A 19,569-nucleotide genomic window follows, 5' to 3' on the forward strand; every position below is an offset into this window, starting at 1 on the left:
GCCGTTGTCAGGAGAGGTAGAGCGCCGCGAGGCCGTCGAGATCGTCAAGCCACCTCTGCGCTGGACCCTCGTCCACGATTTCGCCGCGCCGCATGACGTAGGCCCGGTCGGCGCGGCTCAGCACCGATCTCGCGTTCTGTTCCACGACGAGCACGCCGACGCCGCGGTCGGCGGTCGCCCGCACGGTGTCGAGCAGGCGTTCACGTACCAGCGGGGCGAGGCCGAGTGACAGCTCGTCGATGAGCAGTAGTCGCGGGTCCCGGGCGAGCGCGAGGGTCAGGGCCAGCATCTGCTGCTCACCGCCCGACAGCAGGGCCGCGCGGTGACCGATGCGCCGGTCGAGGGACGGGAACAGCTCCTGGTGGCCGCTTTTGCCGCGGACGAGACGAAGCGACTGCCGAACGGTCAAACCGGGGAAGATATGCCGCTCTTCGCCCATAAAGGACACGCCCTGGCGACAGCGCTTGTACACCGGAACCCGGTTACAAGGAGCGCCGAACAGGAAAACGTCGCCGCCCGTAGGGCGCCGGTACCCGGCGAGCGTCCGCAGCAGCGTGGTTTTCCCGGCACCGTTCGGCCCGAGCAGGGCGACGACCTCACCCGGCCGCACCTTGATGTCGATGTCCCGCAACACCGGAACCCGCCCATAGCCGGCGGCCAGCCCGCGCGCCTCGATCGCGGCCGGCGGGCCGGCACCCGTCGAGGCGGCGGCCGTCGACTTCACCGGGCCGCCGCCCGGGATCGCCGACGAGGCAATCTGATCCGCTTCGGCCATCCGTGATCCTCCGTACCCTGAGGGTGAGCGTCGCCTGCCGCTACCGAAAGACTGCGGAACGCAACTTCACCATCAGACGATTCCGCCGCACACCCTTGCGAGTGAGCGCTCACGAGCTTACGCTCTTGCGCAAGGGTCCGCAATAGCCCTCGTCGGGACGGGCGGGGCGATTACGCGGCACGAATCGCTTCGCTACTAATTCAGGCATTAGCCAAGGGGGTTCCATGGATCTGCGGGCCGTCTTACAGTTCGCGTTGTTAGGGCTCGGTGTCGGCGGTGTCTACGCCGTAAGCGCGGTCGGCATCGTGGCGATCCACCGTGGGTCACGGACAATCAACTTCGCGCACGGCGGCATCGCGCTGTGGGGCGCGCTGGTGTTCTACTGGCTGCGCGACGACCAGGGGATGGCGGCCGGTCTGGCCGCGGTGCTGACGCTGCTGAGCGCCGCCGTCTTCGGTGCCGCCGTCTACCTGCTGGTCATCAGGATCATCCGGCACCGCACCCAGCTCTCGCGAATGGTGGCGACCCTGGGAATCCTTGGCACCCTGATCGGTCTGGCGCACTCGGTGTTCGGGAGCGCCCAGCGGGTGCCCGACACATCCTTCCCGTCCTCGGGCGTGGACGTGTTCGGCCAGACGATCCCCTCCGAGCGAATCATCATCTTCGCGCTCGCGGTCGTGGTCGTGGTGGCCCTGTCAGCCTGGTCGGCGTGGGCGCGGCTGCCGCTGATGACGAGGGCGATGGCGGAGCACGAGTCCGCCGCCCAGGCCCTCGGCGCCTCGCCGCACATGCTCGGAAGCCTGAACTGGGCTCTCGGATCCGTGCTGGCCGCCGCCTCCGGCATCCTCGTCGCCCCCATCGTGGGGCAGTTCGACACCGCGATGATGACGGTGATGGCCTTCGCGCTGGCCGCCGCCCTGCTCGGCCGGTTCGACAGCTACCTGCTCGCGCTGGCCGGCGGCATCGCCCTCGGTGTCGGCGAGAGCGTGGTCACCCACCTGGTGGCCGAGCACGTCCCGAGCCGCTTCCAGCTCGGCTGGCCGCAGACGGTTCCCTTCGTGGCCGTGATGGCCATCCTCACCCTGCGCCGGGACAGGGCGAGCAACCGGCTGCCGGCCGTCCCCGCCGCACCCGTCGCCGCGGGACTGTTCCGGCCCATCCCGGTCGGCCTCGCGCTGGTCGGGATAGTCGTCGTCCTGCTCGTCGGTGACGCCCAGTGGCGCGACGCCGCGATCCTGTCGATCGTCTTCGGCATCCTGGTGCTGTCGCTGGTGGTCCTCATCGGGTACGCCAACCAGATCAGCCTGGCGCAGATGACCGTGGCCGGGCTCGGCGCCTACGCCGCCGTGCGGCTCGATCTCGACTACTCGCTGCCGTTCGTGCTGGCGCCGGTGGCCGGTGCGGCCGTCGGCGCGATCGCCGGGCTGCTCGTCGGCCTGCCCGCGCTACGGGTGCGGGGCATCAACCTCGGCATCCTCACCATGGGAATGGCCGTCGCCGTCTCCGGGGTCCTCTTCGAGAGCACCCACTACACCGGCGGCATCACCGGCTCCCAGCCGCATCTGCCGACGGTGTTCGGCCTGGACGTCGATGCCGCCCGGTATCCCGACAGGTACGGGTTCGTCGCCCTGTTCTGGCTGGTGGTCGCCGGTGTGGTGGTGGCCGTCGTGCGGCGGTCCAGGCTGGGGCGCCGGCTGCTCGTGGTGCGGACGAACGAGCGGGCCGCTGCGTCGGTCGGCATCAACATCGCGCGGGCGAAGCTGTCCGCGTTCGTGATCTCGTCGTCCCTGGCGGGCGCGGCGGGCGTGCTGCTGGGCTTCCGCAGCTCCTCGGTCACCTTCACCCAGTTCTCCTTCATGGAGTCGATCAACCTGGTCAGCCTCGCCGTGATCGCCGGGGTCACGTCGATCACAGGCGGTCTGCTCGGCGGGGTGTTGGCCTTCGGTGGCCTCGTCTACCTGCTGATCTCCCAGCTCCACATCGGCTTCGTCGCGGAGAACTACGCCACCATCTTCGGCGCCGCGCTGGTCCTGACCGTTCTCGTGCACGAGAACGGCGTCGCGTGGCACAAGCGGTTCCAGAACGACCCGGCCCCGCTCCCGCAGGGGACCCAGCCCGCGCGGGAGGGCGGCGCGCTGGTCGCGGACGACGTGACCGTGCGGTTCGGCGGAGTGACCGCGGTGTCCGCCGCCACGCTGCGCGCGCTGCCCGGGATCGTCACCGGGCTGGTCGGCCCCAACGGGGCAGGCAAGACCACCCTGCTCGACGCGATCGGCGGCTTCGCACCGACGACCAGCGGGAGCGTGCACCTCGGCGAGAGATCACTCAACGGCGACGGGCCGGACGTCCGCGCCCGCTCCGGGCTGGGCCGGGTCTTCCAGGCGGGTGAGCTGTTCGAGGACCTGACGGTCGCGCAGAACCTGCGCGTCGCGGCGGAGAACGCCGGCCACACCGACGGACGGCTGCCCGCCCCGGCTCACACGGCGGTCGAGCGCTTCCGGCTGGCCGAGGACCTCCCCCGGCTGCCCACCGAGCTGCCGATGGCCAGGCGGCGGCTGGTGGGCATCGTCCGCGCGCTGGCCGCCAACCCCGCCGTCCTGCTGCTGGACGAGCCCGGCGCCGGCCTGTCGATGACGGAGATCGGCGAGCTCTCCGCGAACCTGCGCGATCTCGCGCACGAGGAGGGCCTCGCCGTCCTGGTGGTGGACCACGACATGGCGCTGGTGATGTCCGCCTGCGACCGCATCGTCGTCCTGCACCAGGGGCAGGTCCTCGCCGACGGGACGCCGGAGGAGGTCCGGGCCGATCCCGCTGTCCGGGAGGCCTACCTCGGCGAGGCCACGGAAGCCGTCGTGGCCGCGCCGGACGCTGTGCTGAGTGAGGCTGCGATGCCGGACTGAACTGATCCGACGCGGGTGACGCCGGCCGGCTGCCCGCGGTCGGCGTCACCCGGCGGGGAAGGCTCTCGGGGGCACGTCGGTGGTCGAGGCGGTGCCGCCGATGACGCCGTACAGCGTGAGCGTGTAGGTCGTGTACTCGATCGAGCCGGGCCGGTTCGTCGTGCTGAAGGTGACCGGCTGGTCGAACCGGCTGAAGGCGCAGTCGCGGGTGAAGCGGTGGTTGGCGTCGTCCCAGTCCGTGCCCTCGGTGTAGAACACGTCGAACGTGCCGTTGGGAATCCCGTCCACCTTCGCCGAGGCGCCTGCCTGGACGTACACGTTGCGGATGACGTCGGCGCCCTGGAGGACCTTGACGACCGCGTCCGTGCCGCCGGACGCGGTGACGGTCAGTTCGCCGTAGCCGCCGCGCCGCCCGCCGGGGAGACTGCCGTTGGCCGGGCGGCGGGTCTGGTCCGGCGCGCCCGGCGGCAGGAACGACCCGGCCGTGTAGTGGTGCGCCGGATCCGCGGTGGCCAGCCCCAGCACGGCCAGCCGGAGCAGATGACCGCCGCCACCGCTGGCCGCCCGGGGCAGCCCGGAGCCACCGGTGCACAAATCCCGGTCGCGGGCGTCGCCCGCCAGGGAGGTGAGTTCGCTGGCCAGCGTGCCGAGCGCGTCCGACAGGCCGGTGTGCGCGGCCGCGACCGCCGCCGGGGGCCGGACGTCGTCGAGGCCGTCCGCCTGGATGGTCAGGTTCAGCGCGACGGCCGACAGCGCGGCCGCGAGATCCTCGGGGGTCTGGGCCGAACCGATGGCGCCGAACCCGGGGCCGAGCGCGGTGTCCAGATCCGTCAGAACCCGCTGGTAGGCCTCGGGCGTGGCCCTGGCCGGGGTCGGTGACGCGACCGGGGCGCGGGGCGGGGCGGCCGACCGCGTGACGAAGCTCCCCGTCTCGCTGCCGGCCGGGACCTGCGGGAAGAAATCTCCGCCACCGCCGCAGGCCGCAAGGCTGGTGACAAGGACGACGGGTACAGCCAGGGACAACATCAAGCGACGCTTCGGCGCCATGCCAGACCCCCGCGCCTCGGATGACCTTCGACACCGAAAGAATAAGATCTGTCGCATAGCGCATCATTTCCTGTCAGAAATGCGACATGTTCCTGCCACGCGCCATACCTGTCGATCTCACGCGACGGGGCTCCGCCGGTGCCGGGACGGGGAGCTGGACACGATGAACGACGCCTGGCCCCGTCGGTACGCGGACGAGGTTCTCGGCGGCGCGGCGGACGGCGAACGGCGCCGGCTCGCCGCCATGGCCGCGGTATGCGACCCGGTGACGACCCGTCTCCTCGACGAGCTCGGCGTCGCCGCCGGGTGGCGATGCCTCGAGGTGGGCGCCGGCGCGGGGTCGGTGGCGGCCTGGCTGGCCGACCGCGTCACCGCCGCCGGCCAGGTCACCGCGACCGACATCGACCTCAGCCACCTGGCCGGCCTCAGCGCGCCCGGCCTGTCCGTCCTGCGCCACGACGTGACCCGCGACCCGGCGCCGCCCGGCGCGCCGTTCGACCTCGTGCACGCCCGCTTCGTGCTCGAACACCTTCCCGAGCGCGAACAGGTCCTCGACCGGCTGGTGTCCTGGCTGCGGCCGGGCGGCACGATCGTCGTCGAGTCGATCGCGAGCTTCCCGGTGGCCTCCTCCCCCAACCCGACGTTCCGCCAGGCGATGACCGCCATCGAACAGGTCCTCGCGCGGACGATCGGCACGGACTCGACGTGGGCGCGCGGGTTCCCCGGCCCGCTGCGCAGCCGGCACCTGGTCGACGTGGGCACCTCCAGCCACCTGCCGACCACCGGCGGGGCGAACGCGTCCGCGTACTGCTGGGCGCTCACCCTCAGCCGGCTCCGCCCGCACATCCTCAGCCTCGGGCTGGCCACCGCCGACACCGTGGACCGCGCCCTCGACCTGCTCACCGACCCGGCCTTCTTCGACCTCTCCTTCGCGACAGCCATCGCCTGGGGCCGCGCACCGGCATAGCCCCCTGCGCCGCCGGCCCGGCCCGGGAGCCCGGCGGCCTCGCGGCGCGGCGGCGCGGCGCCCGGTCAGTCCTCCGGTGCCGTCATCGCCGGGTTTTCGCGGCGGCCTCGGCGATCGCGGCGATTGCCGCCACGACGTCGGCGGGAGTCGGGCTCGCGGCGATCTGCGCGGCGAGCGTGGCGGTGGCACGGCGCTCGGGCGCGTCACCAAGCAGATCGCGGACGGCCGCGGCGACGTCACCCGGCCGCCGTGCCTCGTTGTGGAACACCCGGGCGGCGCCGCGCTCGGCGAGCAGCTGCGCGTTGTGGAAGTGGTCCGCACCCTGCGGCAGCAGCACCTGGGGGACGCCGTTCGCCAGCGCGCCGAGCACCGTGCCCGAGCCTCCGTGGTGGACGGCGACGTCCACCAGGCCGAGCACGCGGCTCTGGGCCACGAACCGCTCGACCCGCACCCGCTCGGGCAGCGCGCCCAGGGCCGCCGGGTCGCCCTCCGGGCCGGCCGCGACGAGCACGTCGACGTCCAGCGCGGCGAGGTCGTCGACGACCGCCCGGATCACCTCGACGGCGCCGAACGAGACGGTGCCGAGCGTGACGTACACCCGGGGCCGCTCGGCGGGAGCGGTCAGCCACCCGGGCAGCGGCGCCCGCTCGTCGGCCCAGGCCGTGCTGCGGATCGACAGCACCGGCACACCGTCGGGGCCGGGCCCCTGGCGCAGGCCCGGCGGGAACGGCTCGAGGTAGGCGGCGATCACCTCGCCCGGCCCGGCCGGAGCGGCGCGCCCCGCCGCGGTCCAGCGGGTGCGGTGCGCCTCCAGCGCCGCGGGGAAGGTCACCTCACCGAAGGGGCTCCACTGCCCGATACCGAAGGCCACGGCGGGGATACCGGCGAGGTGCGCGGCCAGCACGGCTCCGACGTTGGCGCTCTCGGCGACGACCACGTCCGGCGGGTCCGCGGTGAGCAGGGGGGTGAGCGCGTCCAGCACGCCCTGCGCCGTCACGTCGGCGAACATGGCGACGGGAAACTCGAACCCGGTCGCCTCCGGGTGCCGCCGGGCGGTCTCCCGCTCCACGTACTGCAACGTCCACCCGGCCGGGATGCCCTGGACGGTCGGCACGGGCAGCGCCCCGAGGAAGGGCTCGCCGGTGGCCAGGCGGACCCGGTGCCCCGCGTCCTGGCAGGCCACCACGAGGGGGATCAGCGGGTAGAGGTGCCCGTATGCCGGCAACGACGCGAAGAGGACGTCCACGCGGGTCAGTCTGGCACCGTAGGCGGCGTCATCCGGCCGCCGGAGACAACATCGTCCGGACGATCCCGTCCGCCGGGTCGACCCGGACGAGAGTCGAGCCGCGCAGAAGGACCACGTAGAGCGCGCCGGTGGGATCGGCGACCAGACCGGCGGGATCCTCCAGGTCGGCGCCGGTGGCCAGGGCGCCGTCCGGATCACCGTCCGTCCCGCCGGAACCGGCGACCGTCGTGGCCGGCCTTCCCCGGGGTCCCGGCGACGTGGCTGATCGTCCCGTCCGGGGCGATCTTCCGGACGGTGTGTGCCTGGAAGTCGGCGACGTAGAGCGTTCCGTCGGGGGCCACGGTGAGGCCGTTCGTGTCCGAGAGCAGTGCGTCCCGGGCCGGGCCGTCGTCGCCCGAGGTGCCCGGCCGGTCACGTCTGCCGGCCACGGTGGAGATCTTCCCGTCGGGCGTGACCCGCCGGATCCGCGGGCCGTCGCCGATGTAGACGCTCCCGTCGGGCGCCAGTGCCAGGCCCAGGGGGGTGATCGCGGCCTCCGCCGCCAGCCCGTCGTCGCCGGTGAAGCCCTCGTCGTCGGATCCGGTGCCCGCGACGACGAAGGCGCGCCCCTCGGGGGTGATGCGGTAGACCCGGCCGCCGAAGTTGTCCGCGACGTAGACCGTGTCGTCCGGTCCGACGGCGACGCCGTGCGGCCCGAGCAGGGCCAGGTCGGCCGCCGGGACGCCCTCGGGCGGGACGGCCGGCGCCTGCCCACCGTCCTCCGCACCGCCGGCGGCCGCGCTGCCGGCGGCCGCACCGCCGGCGGGTTTCCGCGCCGCCGTGCCCACGAGCTGGGAGACGGTGCCGTCCGGGTGCAGCCGGAGGATCTCACCGACGTTCTTGCGCCGGGCGGTGACGTAGAGGGAGCCGTCCCGGCCGAGCGCGATCCGGGAGAGGTAGTCCTGGTCGGGGATCGTCAGGCCCGGCCCGGAGTACGCGGGCCGATCCGGCGAGGCCGGCCGGGCGGCATCCGCACGGCCGGTGCCGGCGACCGCGGCGCCGTCGCTCCCGGTACCGCGCAGCACCATCACCAGGCCGATGGTCAGCACGCCGACACAGACCGCCGTCGCCGCCACCGCGGCGGCTGTGAGGGAACCGGCCCGCGGCCGGCCCCGCCCCCTCGTCGGTCCGCGACCGCCCGCCGGAGCACGACCAGGAGACGGGCCGGGGCCGGGACGCGGGCCTGGGCCTGGGCTCGGACTCGGACTCGGACTCGGACTCGGGCTCGGGCTCGGGCTCGGGCTCGGGCTCGGAATGCTGCCGGGGTTCCTGCCGAAGGCCGGCCCCGGGCCGGCGCCGGGGGCGGAACCGTGACCCGCGGCCGCGCCGGGAAGGGGGTCACCGAGCCGGTGTCCGGCCGCGCCGAGCACGTCGTCGGGCAGCTTCACGGGGATCCCGGCGGCAGCGAGCCATCCGTGGCCGGGCCGAGCGGCGCGCCGGTGATCTGCTCCGGAGCCATGTATCTCGGGGTTCCGACCATGCCGGTCGTGGACGCCGCCGTGGCCTCCACGATCTTGGCGATGCCGAAGTCGGTGACCCGCGGTACGCCGTCCGCGGTGAAGAGCAGATTGTCCGGCTTGACGTCACGGTGCAGCACCCCGCGGCCGTGCGCCACGTCCAGTGCCGCCGCGGCGGCGAGCGCGATGGCACAGGTCGCCCGCGGCGGGAGCCCGGCGGCGGCCCGGGCGCGCAGGGTGCCGCCGGTGAGCTGTTCCATCACCAGCAGGCACAGCCCGTCCCGCTCGACGTAGTCGAAGACGCGCACGATGTGCGGATGGTCCAGACCTGCCAGGACCCGCGCCTCCGCGAGGAAGCGGGAACGGAGGTTCTGGCTCTCCCCGGTGCCGGCCGAGGCCCCGGGACCGCCGGACGGGTCGGCCTCAGGCGACGGGTCCAGGAACACCTTCACCGCCACATGCCGGCCGATCAGGCGGTGCCGGGCGGCCAGGACTGTGCCGAAGCCGCCGCGGCCGAGCTCCGCGCCGATGTCGTACCCGGGAAGGACCGCCGCGACGTGATCAAGGTCAAGCGTCCGCATTGCCCGGATAATAGGGGGATCGCGGCGCAGCCGGGTCAGGTGCGGAAGGGGCCGCGGACCTCGAAGGTGATGCCGCCGGAGGACGATCCGGTGGTGCCCCGCTGGGAGGAGAAGTACAGCCGGGAGCCGTCCGGGGAGAACGCCGGCCCGGTGATCTCCGACGAGTTGTGCCCGGTCAGGCGCAGGATCGGCGCCACGACCGCGGCCGGCGTGATGACGCAGATCTCGAGGTTGCCGCCGTCCTCGGCGACGTAGAGGTCGCCGTAGCTGGAGCCGGTGATGTTGTCGACGCCGGTCAGCGGCGCGGTCCCGCTCACCAGGGAGTCGTCGTAGGCGAGCTCGAAGGCGTTGGTGGCGCAGTTCAGCTTCCAGACCCGGTTGTCGCCCTTGGTGGTCCACCAGACCGTGTCGTTCGCGTAGTAGACGCCCTCGCCGCCGTTGAAGTGCTTCGCCGCGGAGACCTGGGTGCGGGTCGAGGTCGGCGAGCCGTCCGGGTCGGGGACGGTCTGCCAGGTGGCGGTGCCCGAGGTGGCCGACGCCGACGCGCACAGGACCTCGAGGGTTCCCGTCGCCAGGTTGCCCCAGGTCGTTGGCCGGAAGCGGTAGAAGCAGCCGTCCGTCCGGTCCTCGGTCAGGTAGATCACCTGGCGGACCGGGTCGCAGGCGGCGGCCTCGTGGGTGAACCGGCCCATCGCGGGCCGGGCGACGGCCGCGGCGCCGGTGGCCGGGTAGGTCTCCCAGACCCGGCCGGTGGACGTCTCCTCGCAGGACAGCCAGCTCCCCCACGGGGTGGCGCCGCCGGCGCAGTTGGAGCTCGTGCCGGAGAGCAGCCGCTGCGCGGAGGTGACGGTGCCCGCCGAGTCGAAGCGCAGCACGGACGCCCCGCCGCTGCCGCTCACCTCCGAGTTCGAGACGTACATCCAGCCCGAGCCGTTCGGGTAGCAGGCGCCGCCGTCCGGCGCGGCATGCCAGACATAGCTCGTTCCGGGCACTGTCTGCCCGGAACGGGCGACAATTCTGCTGGTGAATCCGGTCGGCAGCGCCACTCCGTTCGCATCGGCCGCCAGAAGGGATCCGTACGGGCTGGCCCCGGGCTGCGCCGGAACCGCCGAGGCGGCCTCCAGAACGACGCCGGAAAGAGTCGCGACACCCACGCCGACAAATGCGGACCGCAGAAACAGGCGCCTGTCCACCATTACTCCTCCAGAAGTTCGTGCTGCTTTCCCGGCGCATCGCCGGGCGCACTGGCGAACGATAGCGAGCCGAATGCGACCGGACCACCCACAGATCGGTGAACGTTGGAGGACCGCCGACGACGGGAACCGGAACATCGCGCTAATTCGCCCCGCCTCCCGGACACGCGGGCACCGGCGGTGGAAAGCCGGTCGGGGCCGGGCCGCCGGCAGGTGCCAGGTCACCGGCAGGTGCCAGCGACCGGCTGGCCACGGGCCCGTGTCGGGAATCTGACGCTCACACGGCGCGCGCCTCCCCCACCGAGCCCAGGCCACGCAGTGCCACCTTCCTGCACTCAGCGCGATACCTTCGCTGACTCTCCGCGCAACACCTGCCACGGTCCGCCGCGTGACCGGACACATCGGGCACATCCGCGGTTCCCGTGGGTGGAAACATCGACCTTCGGCGTCCGAGGCGAAGGAGGAAGCCTATTTGCCGCCACCCCTCGGACGGCCTCGGTGCGGAATGTCACGCGGCTCCACAGCACGGCCTGGATAAAATGCGTGCATGGCTACCGCGAATCATCCTGGGCCCCAGGACATGATTTCTCGTCCACGTGATTCACACAGGTCGGGCGGGGCGGCAGTAAAGGCGCCGGAGCTCGTCATACTACTCAGCCCGTCCGGTGACATCACAGGCACCACCCCGAAGGCTACCGTCCACGGACCGCAAACCCCCCTGCACCTGGCATTCTCCTCGTACGTCTTCGATGACATGGACCGGATCCTCGTTACGCGCCGCGCGTTGGAGAAGCCGACCTGGCCCGGCGTGCTGACCAACACCTGCTGCGGCCACCCGGCCCCCGGGGAGGATTTCCGGGAAGCCATCTCGAGGCGACTCCAGGAGGAGCTGGGTCTGCAGGTCCAGCGAATCGACCTGGCCCTGCCGGCGTTCCGCTACCGCTGCGTCATGGACGACGGAATGGTGGAGAACGAGATCTGCCCGGTCTTTTTCACCCGGGCGTCGGGGCCGTTCCGAATCAATCCGGACGAGGTGGCCGAGGCGTTCTGGCTCCCGTGGTCGAAGTTCGTCGACGACGTGATGAGCGGTGCCCTCGCGATCTCACCCTGGTGCCGGCTCCAGGTGGAGCAGCTGCGCAAGCTCGGGCCGTCGCCCCGACACTGGCCTTCGGCGCCGGATGACCAGCTTCCCCCGGCAGCCCGGCAGAACCGCGCAGACTACGCCGGCTGACCCGGCGCGGGCCGGCGCGCGATGAGGAAGGCCTGCGGCGTCCGTTCCGACCCGTCATCCACCGGCTCGCGCAGGAACCGCGCGGACCGGCAGATCCGCCACCGCCAGCAGGCCGGCGACCCGCTCGGGCCGCCGGCGGTGGCAGTCCAGCGAGATCGCCTGACCGAACGCCTCGGTCAGGCGCATGGGCTCGTCACCGACCTGGAAGGCCAGCAGCAGGTGGCCGCCCGGTGCGAGGACCCGCCGGAACTCCGCGAACACCCCGGGCAACTGGTCGTCGGGATGTGGATCGTCGAGTAGGTCGACGCCGAGGACGGGCAGCCCCAGCGCGTGCAGGTGCGCCGCCACCCGGCAGAGTGTAGGTGCCGGGATTGTTCAGCCCGACGCGACAGTTCTGGAACTGGACGTTTCCACCGATGGCCACCGGGCCCTCGGTCTCGTTCGAAAACAGCCCGCTGTCACCTTCGGCGAGCACGAGACAGCCGTGGCCGGGGTCGGCGTTCAGATTGCCGGGAGACGCCGTAAGGACTGGATTGACCGCCGTCACCTGCGCGCTCGCGGGTATCGCCGGCGCCAGAGCCGCCAAGGCGATTATTGCGAGTGTTAGAAACCCGGACGAGACCAACGATTACACAGCGTAGTCACAGAAATGGAGAGGACGACCGCCGCGTGTCGCCGCGCGCACCGCTGTGCCTGATGTGCCTGATGTGCCGCTCAGTGGCCGGATGACATCCCATTGCCGCACCGGGCGGTGTCGGTTACGTTCCGGCTGGCGAGAGGAGCGTGAGATGTCCCGAACCGTCACCGCCGCGGGGCTGACCACCCTCGTCGACGACCTGCTGCGGAGCCATCCGCCGGCCGCGACGGACCCGCACGAGTTCCTCGGCGCGCGGTTCGACGCCGGGCTCGCCTGGGTCTGGGCCGGGCCGGGCGACGGCGGCCTCGGCGCCGACCCGGCGCTGCAGCCGCTGATCGAACAGCGGCTCGCCGCCGCGGGTGCGCCGGCGCCGTTCCGGTACAACCCGATCGGCATCGGCATGACCGGGCCGACGCTGCTCACCCACGGCACACCCGAGCAGCGCGGGGCCTATCTGCGCCCGCTCTTCGCCGGCACCGAGGTCTGGAGCCAGCTGTTCAGCGAGCCCGGCGCCGGCTCGGACGTCGCCGGCCTCGCCACCCGGGCCCGCCGCGACGGCGACGAGTGGATCGTGGACGGGCAGAAGGTGTGGACCTCCTATGCGCATATCGCCCGCCGGGGCCTGCTGATCGCCCGCACCGATCCGGACGTGCCCAAGCACGCCGGGCTGACCGCGTTCGTGGTGGATCTGACCGCGCCCGGGGTGGAGGTGCGCCCGCTGCGGCAGCTGACCGGTGAGGCCGAGTTCAACGAGGTCTTCTTCACCGCGGCCCGCATCCCCGACACCCAGCGCCTCGGCCCGGTCGGCGCGGGATGGCGGGTCGCCACCACCACGCTGATGAACGAGCGGGTCTCCCTCGGCGGGGGGCTGAGCGGCGGCGTCGATCCGGGCGCGGCGCTCCTCGCCGCCTACCAGGAGGCCGCCGACCGCGGCGACGGGAACCCGGTGCGCCGCGACCAGGCGATCCGGCTGTGGATCGAGGCGAACGTCAACGCCCTGACCGCGGCGCGCGCGGCGGCGGGCGGCAACCGCGGCCGGCCCGGGCCCGAGGGCTCGGTGCTCAAGCTGGCCGGCGCCGAGCACAGCCGCCGCGCGGCGGCGTACCTGGTGGACCTGATGGGCCCGGCGGGCACCCTCATCCCGGACTACCGGATGACCCGCCCGGGCCTGCCCCTCGGCGGCGGGGGTCCCCGGGACACCGCGGCCGCCTTCCTGCGATCACGCGCCAACACGATCGAAGGCGGGACGTCGGAGATCCTGCGCAACATACTCGGCGAACGGGTGCTCGGCCTGCCCGGCGACATCCGCGTCGACAAGGATGTGTCCTGGCGTGACATACCGCGCTGACCGCCCGTCGCCGAGAGGAGCTCCGTGAGTCTGGTGTTCTCCGACGAGCAGGAAGAGCTGCGCCGCACGGTGCGGTCGTTCCTCGAGCACGCCTCCCCCGAGTCGGAGGTGCGCCGCCTGATGGAGTCCGACGACGGGTACGACCCGGCCATCTGGCGGCAGATGGCCACCCAGCTCGGGCTGCAGGGGCTGCACGTCCCCGAGGAGTACGGCGGCGCCGGCTTCGGGTACGTGGAGCTCGGCATCGTGCTGGAGGAAATGGGCGCACGGCTGCTGTGCGCGCCCTTCCTCGCCTCCGCCGTGCTCGCCACCGGCGCGCTGCTCGCGGTGGACGACGCCCTGGCCCGCAAGGAGCTGCTCCCCGGGCTCGTCAGCGGGACGACCATCGGGACACTGGCGTTCGCCGGCCCCACGGGCCGTCCGGAACCCGCCGGTTCCGGTGGGCTCGGGCCGCAGGGTGGAACCGGCGCCGAAGGCGGGCACCACGGGCTGCTCGCGGCCCGGGCCGCCAGCGGGTACACGTTGCGCGGCACCCGGCATTTCGTCCTGGACGGGGCGCTGGCCGATCTCATCCTCGTCACGGCGTGGGCCGAGGGCGGGCTCTCCCTGTTCGCCGTCCCCGGTGACGCGGCGGGTCTGACCCGGTCCCGGTTGCCCGTGATGGACCTGACCCGCAAACAGGCCGATCTCACGTTCAGTGACACCCCGGCCCGGTTGATCGGCGCCGAGGGCGACGCCGGCCCGGTGATCGACCAGGTGCTCCGGCTCGCCTGCGTCGCGCTGGCGAACGAGAGCGCCGGCGGCGCCCGGACCGTCCTCGAGCAGGCCGTGCGGCACGCGAAGGACCGCCTGCAGTTCGGCCGTCCGATCGGGTCGTTCCAGGCCGTGAAGCACAGGTGCGCCGACATGCTGGTCGCGGTCGAGGGCTCGAAGTCGGTCGCCTATCACGCGGCCCAGGTCGCCGCCGCCGGGGACAGCGACCGGCTGGCCCGCGCCGCCTCCATGGCAAAGGCGTACGTCGGGGAGGCGTACTTCTCGGCCGCGGCGGACAACATCCAGATCCACGGCGGGATCGGATTCACCTGGGAGCACTCCGCGCACCTGTACTTCAAGCGCGCGAAGACGTCCGAGCTGCTCTTCGGTGACCCGGTACACCACCGCGGCCTGCTGGCCGACCGCCTCCGGGTCTGAAATGCCGCCGGTCGGCCCGCCGGGCCGACCTGAATTTCAGCCGCTACGACCGCGCCGCGGCTACCAGACCGGGAAGTCGCGCTTGCGGATCAGGCAGTGCACGCCCTTCACGTCGTCGACGACCTGGCTGACCACGAAGTCGGCGGCGGCCGACAGGTAGCTGTACGCGACCATCACCGGGACATCCCGGACCTGGCGCAGCACCCGCAGCGCCTCGCGGACGGCCAGCCGCATGGCCTCGTCGAGGTCGTTGTGCAGGCCGATGGCGATCCAGTGCTCCGGGGTCTCGCCGAAGGGGCCGCCGGAACCCGCGCCGAAGGGCAGCGCCGCGGCGGCCGGAAGCGGGGTGAGCCGGACGGTCGTGCGCAGCGAGGCCTCCAGGGCGGTCAGCGACACCTCGCCGTGCCCCTGGGCGAAATGCGGATCACCGGTGTAGAAGCCCGCGCCCGGGATCTGGACCGGCAGGTAGAGCGTCGACCCGGCGACGAGGTCGCGCACGTCGAGGTTCCCGCCGAATGCCCCGGGCGGGGTCGTGTTGAGGGCCTTTTCCCCGGCCGGGGTGAGGCCGGTGAGACCCATGAACGGCGCGACCGGGAAGCTGATCCGCCGGCCCTCGCCGTAACGCATCACGGCCCGCCCGGCGGCGACGTCCACCTCGCAGAACTGGCTGTAACGGTCGGCGAGCACGCCGTCGGGGCCGACGGGAAGCTCGCCGGGCAGCGCGCCCCGGCCGTGCCGGCTGGAGACGAGCCCGTAGGGCACCCGCGGGCGCAGCTCGAGGAACTCGACCTTGAGGATGTCGCCGGGGCGCGCGCCGTCGACCCGCACCGGACCGGTGACCACGTGCGGGCCGTCGAGCCCGCGGTAGTGGGAGACGTCCCGGGCGATGTCGATCGCGTCGAGGAGGACCGACTCCGCCGGGACGGCGTGCTCCGCCCAGAAGGCGACCGGGTCGCGGCCCTGGTCCTCCATGAGGCCCTCGTGCGAGACGGTGTCGATGGTGACGGTGGCGCCCGCCGCCACCTCCAGCACCGGGTCGGTCGCCGCGCTGGGCAGCCGGCCCCAGGTGACCGTCTTGGGCGACGAGGGCAGGTAGTGCTCCCCCGGTACCTCGCCGGACCCGCACTGCAGGACGGACATGTCGCACTCCTCGTTGTTCCGCCCGCCCCGGGACCGTCCGTGCCGACGGCGGCCGTCGCAGCTCATCTCACCAGGAAATAGCTGGTCACGCCCAACCCGGGCGCGCTGTCTCACACCTTGGGGGACTTGTGGCCACCGACGCGCGCGCATCGCGCCAGGCCGACTGCGTCGCGCTAGCCCACAGCGGCGCGACGGCGGCCCGCGAGCGCGGCGGCGGCGGGGCCGGTCCGCGCGACGAGATCCGCCAGCCGGTCGGGGAACGCCCTGCGCTGGCCCGCGCTCACCAGAGTGATCACCTGCCCGGCGGCGGCGAGGGCCACCAGCGCGACGAGGTCCGGCGCGGCGTCATCGGGCCTGGCCTCCCCCCGCAGGACCCGCCCGGCCGCCCGGTTGAGCTCCCGGACCCTGGGCCGCTCGAGCAGCGCGACGGCGGTTGTCGGGATCACGGCGAGGACCTGCCCACGGGCGACCCGCACCCACCGGGCCGCCTCGAGGTCGTCACGGGTCTCGACCACGGCCGCCCGGTGGTCGAGGTCGATCCAGGCCGCCCAGGTACGCGGCTCGGCCGCGGCGGTGATCTGCCGGTGCACCGCCGCGACCACCGGGTCGGCCCGCCCCACCCCGCCGCGCGGCGTCGGCGCCGCCCGGCCGGACGGGCCGCCAGCTGGCCCACCGTCGGGGGTCGGCCCGTCGGTCAGCCGGGCCAGGCCGTGATCGTCGGCGAGCCAGCCGCCCGCCCACAGCTCGGTGAGGGCGGCGGCCCGCAGCGCCTGGCCGAGGCGCCGGTTCGGGTACATCCGGTCCTTCTCGAGGTTGTAGGCGAGGAGGTACAGCTTGGCGGGCAGTGATGTCGGCAGGTCCGGTTCCACACCACCTGTCTACCGAGCGGAGCGGACATGCGACGGACGTGAACGCGACAGGCCGCCGGGAGAGACAATGAGGCGGTGGACGAACGTGAGGTCGTCGCCCGGCGATACGGGGAACACCTGACGGACCAGGACCTGCTGGCGCTCACCGGCGGCCGGGCGGATCAGGTCGGGGCGCTGCGCCGCGAGCCCACCCTCATCCTCGACCTGCTCGACCGGCCCGCGGTGGCGGACGGGCTGCTCCTCACCGCGGGTACGGCCGGCCGCGACGAACCGGACAGGTTCACCTTCATCTCGCCGTTCCTGGTCTTCGCCGCCGCGGTACACCGCACGGCGCGTGGCCTCGTCGGTTCCACCTATGTCGCCGAGCGCGCCGGGCCGCGCTCCCGGGTGCCCGTCTTCGACGCGCCCGAGCTGGCGGCGTTCGCCTCCGTGCCCGCCCATCAGCTCTACCTTGCCGAGCTGCTGGCCTCCTACTCCCGCCTCACCGGCGGCGAGGTGTGGCGGCGCACCGACCGGGGCTGGCGGCGCCAGCGCTGGGACGAGCTCGACCTCCCCCGGCTGGCGGCGCTGCTCGACGCCGTCCCCGCCGCGCAGCGCCCGGCGGTCTGGCGGCGGCTCGGCGACGGCGCCGTCTTCCTGGCCGGCGTCTTCCCCGATCACGCGGAGCGAACGCTCGGCCTGCTCGCGGTGAGCCGGCTGCGCGAGGCCACCGGGCTGCGGCTGACCCGCGACGACGTCCCGCGGATGTTGGAGTCCGTCGCGCGGCGGGCGTACGAGCAGGTGGGGCCGGGTGTTCCGGTGGGTGCGGCGAAGGCGCCCGGCTCGACCCGCCGGCTGCTGACCGTCATCGCGGACAGGTATCTCTTCCCCTTTGCCGCGGACTGGCTCCCCGGCCCCGCTCACTGACCACCCGGGGCCAGGCAGCCCGGGGCCAGGCCGCCGTCCAGGGATCAGACGGTGCCGGCGGGGTGGCTCGAGCCGCTGGGACCGAAGCGCTCGGTGCGGATTCGTTCGGGCTCGTGGCCGATCTCGACCAGCGCGTCCGCGACGGCCTCGACGAAGCCGGTCGGGCCGCAGACGTAGCAGGTCGGCGTGAAGTCGGGCGGCCAGCCGGCCTCGGCCAGGTCGGCGGGGCGCAGCCGGCGCGGCGGCGACGTCCAGTGATCCGGGACGACCCGGGTGTAGCAGCGGGTGACGTCCAGCCCGGGATCGGCGCGCGCGGCCTCGCGCAGCTCGTCCGCGTAGTAGAGGTCGGCCGGAGAGCGCACCGAGCAGATCAGGCGGAACGGCACCCGGCTGGCGGCGGACCGCCGGGCGCGCACCATCGCCATCAGTGGGACGATGCCCGACCCGCCGGCGACCAGCAGCACCGGCTCGGGGTCGGCGGGACGCCAGACGAACCAGCCGCCGATCGGCCCGCGGATCTCCACCGGGTCGCCGACCGAGAAGATCTCCGTCAGATACGGGGAGACCTCTCCGCCCGGCACCCGCTGGACCGTCAGCTCGACCCGGTCACCCGCCGCCGGTGCCGCGAGCGAGTAGCTGCGGCGGGTGCTGTAGCCGTCGGCGGCGGTGAGGCGGACATCCACCCGCTGGCCCGACAGATGCCCGGGCCAGCCGGGGACGTCGAGGACGAGGGTGCGCGAGGTCGGCGTCTCGTCGCGGACCTCGGCGAGGCGGGCGACGCGCCACGCGAGACGTTCCCTCAGTCGCCCTGGTAGCGCTGCTCCAGCCACGGATCACCCCGGTCGTGATAGCCGCCGGCCTCCCAGAACCCCTGCTCGTCCCGCTCGAGGAGGCGGATGCCGCGCACCCATTTGGCCGACTTCCAGAAGTACAGGTGCGGGACGAGCAGCCGGGCCGGGCCCCCGTGTTCGGGCTCCAGGGCGGCCCCGTCGTAGCCGTGCACCACCCAGGCCTGGCCGTCGAGAAGGTCGGTGAGGGGCAGGTTGGTGGTGTAGCCGCCGTAGGAGTGCACCAGCGCGTACTCGGCTGTGGTGTCGACGTCACCGAGCAGGACGTCGAGGCTGACCCCCTCCCAGCGGGTGCCGAGCTTCGACCACTGGGTTACACAGTGGATGTCCACCGTCGGCGACTCGCCGGGCAGCGCACGGAAGGCCGGCCAGTCCCAGCGGTGCTCGACGCCGGCCTCGGTCGTGATCGTGAACTCCCAGGTCTCCAGCGGGACCCGCGGGGTGGGGCCGGCGGAGAGGACCGGGAAGTCCTCGGTGAGGTACTGCCCTGGAGGCAGGTCGGACCCGGCGGATCGCGGTCTGCCCTGGAAGCCCGGCGACACGATGCCCACTGGAGACTCTTACCACGAATCGCGTCTACCGAGAATCGCGTCGGCGAGCTTCCGTCACCGAGATCAGCCGCCCACCACCCGGGCCAGCCGCCCGTCTCCGAGGTCGGCCCCGCCACCGGGCGCGGCGGGAATCCGGCCGGCGCCGCGGGCGAGGTCGAGGGCGATGTCGACGAGCCCGATCCGGTCGAGCGCCGGCACGTCGGCCAGGGGGATCCAGGCGGCCAGGTCGGTGGAGCCGCCGATCTCGTGGCGCAGCGTGCCGCCGACGACCCGCGCCGAGTACAGCACCCGCAGGCCGTGGAAGTCGGTGCCGTCCCGCTGCAGGTAATGGATCGAGTCGATGCCGAGCAGGCCGGTGAGCTCCACGTCGTGCCCGGTCTCCTCGCGGACCTCGCGGATGGCGCCCTGCTCGGGGTGCTCGCCGTGGTCCAGGCCACCGCCCGGCAGCGTCCACCGGGCCCCCGCCGGGTCACCGGGGCTGAAGCGCGCGAGCAGGAGGTGGTCGTCCCGGACGCAGACCGCGTACGCGCCCACGCGGAGGAATCGGGGGGCGGCGCCGCCGCCGGTGTCGCCGGGGCTCTGCACGTTTCCTCCTTCGTGCCGAGCCACGGCCCGCCCACGGCTGACCGGTCGGCGCTGGCCG

General features: G+C 73.3%; 18 protein-coding genes. 6 read left to right on the top strand and 12 right to left on the bottom strand.

All coding sequences use genetic code 11. The annotated features are described in order from the left end of the window. Positions 1-7 precede the first annotated feature (7 nt). Positions 8-775: an ABC transporter ATP-binding protein gene (locus tag AC559T_RS09510; RefSeq protein WP_112105960.1), complete on the bottom strand. Its 768-nt coding sequence runs from the start codon at positions 773-775 to the stop codon at positions 8-10. A 224-nt stretch (positions 776-999) separates the two neighbouring features. On the opposite strand from AC559T_RS09510, the gene AC559T_RS09515 reads away from it, so the two are divergent. After that, the gene (locus AC559T_RS09515; protein ID WP_498868494.1) at positions 1,000-3,675 is read left to right on the top strand and encodes an ABC transporter permease subunit; all 2,676 of its coding nucleotides are present in this window, start codon (positions 1,000-1,002) and stop codon (positions 3,673-3,675) included. A gap of 45 nt (positions 3,676-3,720) precedes the next feature. On the opposite strand, the gene AC559T_RS09520 is transcribed toward AC559T_RS09515, so the two are convergent. Then, on the bottom strand, positions 3,721-4,701 hold the full coding sequence (locus tag AC559T_RS09520) for a hypothetical protein (RefSeq protein ID WP_498868495.1): 981 nt from the start codon (positions 4,699-4,701) through the stop codon (positions 3,721-3,723). Between the two features lie 184 nt (positions 4,702-4,885). Between AC559T_RS09520 and AC559T_RS09525 the strand changes: the two genes are divergently transcribed. Further along, positions 4,886-5,689 carry a class I SAM-dependent methyltransferase gene (locus AC559T_RS09525; RefSeq protein ID WP_498868496.1) on the top strand — a complete coding sequence of 268 codons (804 nt, stop codon included), beginning with the start codon at positions 4,886-4,888 and terminating at the stop codon, positions 5,687-5,689. A gap of 82 nt (positions 5,690-5,771) precedes the next feature. Here the strand turns inward: AC559T_RS09525 and AC559T_RS09530 are convergent, their stop codons facing one another. The 4 genes from AC559T_RS09530 to AC559T_RS09545 all read right to left on the bottom strand — a co-directional run bounded on the left by AC559T_RS09530 (position 5,772) and on the right by AC559T_RS09545 (position 10,208). Then, entirely contained in the window at positions 5,772-6,935 is a 1,164-nt protein-coding gene (locus AC559T_RS09530) for a glycosyltransferase (RefSeq protein WP_498868497.1), read from the bottom strand. Positions 6,936-7,129: 194 nt separating this feature from the next. Then, entirely contained in the window at positions 7,130-8,050 is a 921-nt protein-coding gene (locus tag AC559T_RS09535; RefSeq protein WP_498868498.1) for an NHL domain-containing protein, read from the bottom strand. 308 nt (positions 8,051-8,358) lie between these two features. Next, positions 8,359-9,012 carry a serine/threonine-protein kinase gene (locus AC559T_RS09540; protein ID WP_498868499.1) on the bottom strand — a complete coding sequence of 218 codons (654 nt, stop codon included), beginning with the start codon at positions 9,010-9,012 and terminating at the stop codon, positions 8,359-8,361. Positions 9,013-9,047: 35 nt separating this feature from the next. Further along, entirely contained in the window at positions 9,048-10,208 is a 1,161-nt protein-coding gene (locus AC559T_RS09545) for an alkaline phosphatase PhoX (protein ID WP_198541218.1), read from the bottom strand. 577 nt (positions 10,209-10,785) lie between these two features. Here AC559T_RS09545 and idi point away from each other — a divergent pair. Next, on the top strand, positions 10,786-11,436 hold the full coding sequence (gene idi, locus AC559T_RS09550; protein ID WP_071061146.1) for an isopentenyl-diphosphate Delta-isomerase: 651 nt from the start codon (positions 10,786-10,788) through the stop codon (positions 11,434-11,436). 54 nt (positions 11,437-11,490) lie between these two features. On the opposite strand, the gene AC559T_RS09555 is transcribed toward idi, so the two are convergent. Beyond that, positions 11,491-11,784 (bottom strand): hypothetical protein, encoded by a 294-nt coding sequence (locus AC559T_RS09555; RefSeq protein ID WP_498868500.1) that lies wholly within the window; start codon positions 11,782-11,784, stop codon positions 11,491-11,493. A 440-nt stretch (positions 11,785-12,224) separates the two neighbouring features. Here AC559T_RS09555 and AC559T_RS09560 point away from each other — a divergent pair, with 440 nt between their 5' ends. Both AC559T_RS09560 and AC559T_RS09565 read left to right on the top strand, forming a co-directional pair. Next, a complete protein-coding gene (locus AC559T_RS09560) occupies positions 12,225-13,421 on the top strand; it encodes an acyl-CoA dehydrogenase family protein (RefSeq protein WP_112105966.1) in 1,197 nt (398 codons plus the stop codon). 24 nt (positions 13,422-13,445) lie between these two features. Continuing rightward, on the top strand, positions 13,446-14,612 hold the full coding sequence (locus tag AC559T_RS09565) for an acyl-CoA dehydrogenase family protein (RefSeq protein ID WP_071061152.1): 1,167 nt from the start codon (positions 13,446-13,448) through the stop codon (positions 14,610-14,612). A gap of 60 nt (positions 14,613-14,672) precedes the next feature. Here AC559T_RS09565 and AC559T_RS09570 read toward each other — a convergent pair whose 3' ends face one another. Both AC559T_RS09570 and AC559T_RS09575 read right to left on the bottom strand, forming a co-directional pair. Further along, positions 14,673-15,752, bottom strand: a complete 1,080-nt coding sequence (locus tag AC559T_RS09570) for an acetamidase/formamidase family protein (protein ID WP_498868501.1) — start codon at positions 15,750-15,752, stop codon at positions 14,673-14,675. A gap of 173 nt (positions 15,753-15,925) precedes the next feature. Then, positions 15,926-16,621: a GOLPH3/VPS74 family protein gene (locus AC559T_RS09575; RefSeq protein WP_498868502.1), complete on the bottom strand. Its 696-nt coding sequence runs from the start codon at positions 16,619-16,621 to the stop codon at positions 15,926-15,928. Between the two features lie 75 nt (positions 16,622-16,696). Between AC559T_RS09575 and AC559T_RS09580 the strand changes: the two genes are divergently transcribed. Then, a complete protein-coding gene (locus AC559T_RS09580; RefSeq protein WP_112105968.1) occupies positions 16,697-17,527 on the top strand; it encodes a hypothetical protein in 831 nt (276 codons plus the stop codon). Between the two features lie 44 nt (positions 17,528-17,571). Here the strand turns inward: AC559T_RS09580 and AC559T_RS09585 are convergent, their stop codons facing one another. The 3 genes from AC559T_RS09585 to AC559T_RS09595 form a co-directional block, all read right to left on the bottom strand. Then, positions 17,572-18,357, bottom strand: coding sequence for an FAD-binding oxidoreductase (locus AC559T_RS09585; RefSeq protein WP_498868503.1), 786 nt, complete (start codon positions 18,355-18,357; stop codon positions 17,572-17,574). Beyond that, a complete protein-coding gene (locus AC559T_RS09590; RefSeq protein ID WP_498868504.1) occupies positions 18,327-18,926 on the bottom strand; it encodes a sulfite oxidase-like oxidoreductase in 600 nt (199 codons plus the stop codon). Before AC559T_RS09590 ends, AC559T_RS09585 begins: the two co-directional genes overlap by 31 nt. A 63-nt stretch (positions 18,927-18,989) precedes the next feature. Further along, positions 18,990-19,511: an NUDIX hydrolase gene (locus AC559T_RS09595; RefSeq protein WP_498868505.1), complete on the bottom strand. Its 522-nt coding sequence runs from the start codon at positions 19,509-19,511 to the stop codon at positions 18,990-18,992. Between the last annotated feature and the right edge of the window lie 58 nt (positions 19,512-19,569).

The sequence above is a fragment of the Frankia sp. Hr75.2 genome (assembly GCF_949319125.1).
Lineage (GTDB): Bacteria > Actinomycetota > Actinomycetes > Frankiales > Frankiaceae > Parafrankia > Parafrankia soli.

What these genes read in the sequence shown, in the direction of transcription:
- AC559T_RS09510 (WP_112105960.1), bottom strand. Translation starts at nt 775, where the DNA reads ATGGCCGAAGCGGATCAGATTGCCTCGTCGGCGATCCCGGGCGGCGGC.
- AC559T_RS09515 (WP_498868494.1), top strand. Translation starts at nt 1,000, where the DNA reads ATGGATCTGCGGGCCGTCTTACAGTTCGCGTTGTTAGGGCTCGGTGTC.
- AC559T_RS09520 (WP_498868495.1), bottom strand. Translation starts at nt 4,701, where the DNA reads ATGTTGTCCCTGGCTGTACCCGTCGTCCTTGTCACCAGCCTTGCGGCC.
- AC559T_RS09525 (WP_498868496.1), top strand. Translation starts at nt 4,886, where the DNA reads ATGAACGACGCCTGGCCCCGTCGGTACGCGGACGAGGTTCTCGGCGGC.
- AC559T_RS09540 (WP_498868499.1), bottom strand. Translation starts at nt 9,012, where the DNA reads ATGCGGACGCTTGACCTTGATCACGTCGCGGCGGTCCTTCCCGGGTAC.
- AC559T_RS09545 (WP_198541218.1), bottom strand. Translation starts at nt 10,208, where the DNA reads ATGGTGGACAGGCGCCTGTTTCTGCGGTCCGCATTTGTCGGCGTGGGT.
- idi (WP_071061146.1), top strand. Translation starts at nt 10,786, where the DNA reads ATGATTTCTCGTCCACGTGATTCACACAGGTCGGGCGGGGCGGCAGTA.
- AC559T_RS09560 (WP_112105966.1), top strand. Translation starts at nt 12,225, where the DNA reads ATGTCCCGAACCGTCACCGCCGCGGGGCTGACCACCCTCGTCGACGAC.
- AC559T_RS09570 (WP_498868501.1), bottom strand. Translation starts at nt 15,752, where the DNA reads ATGTCCGTCCTGCAGTGCGGGTCCGGCGAGGTACCGGGGGAGCACTAC.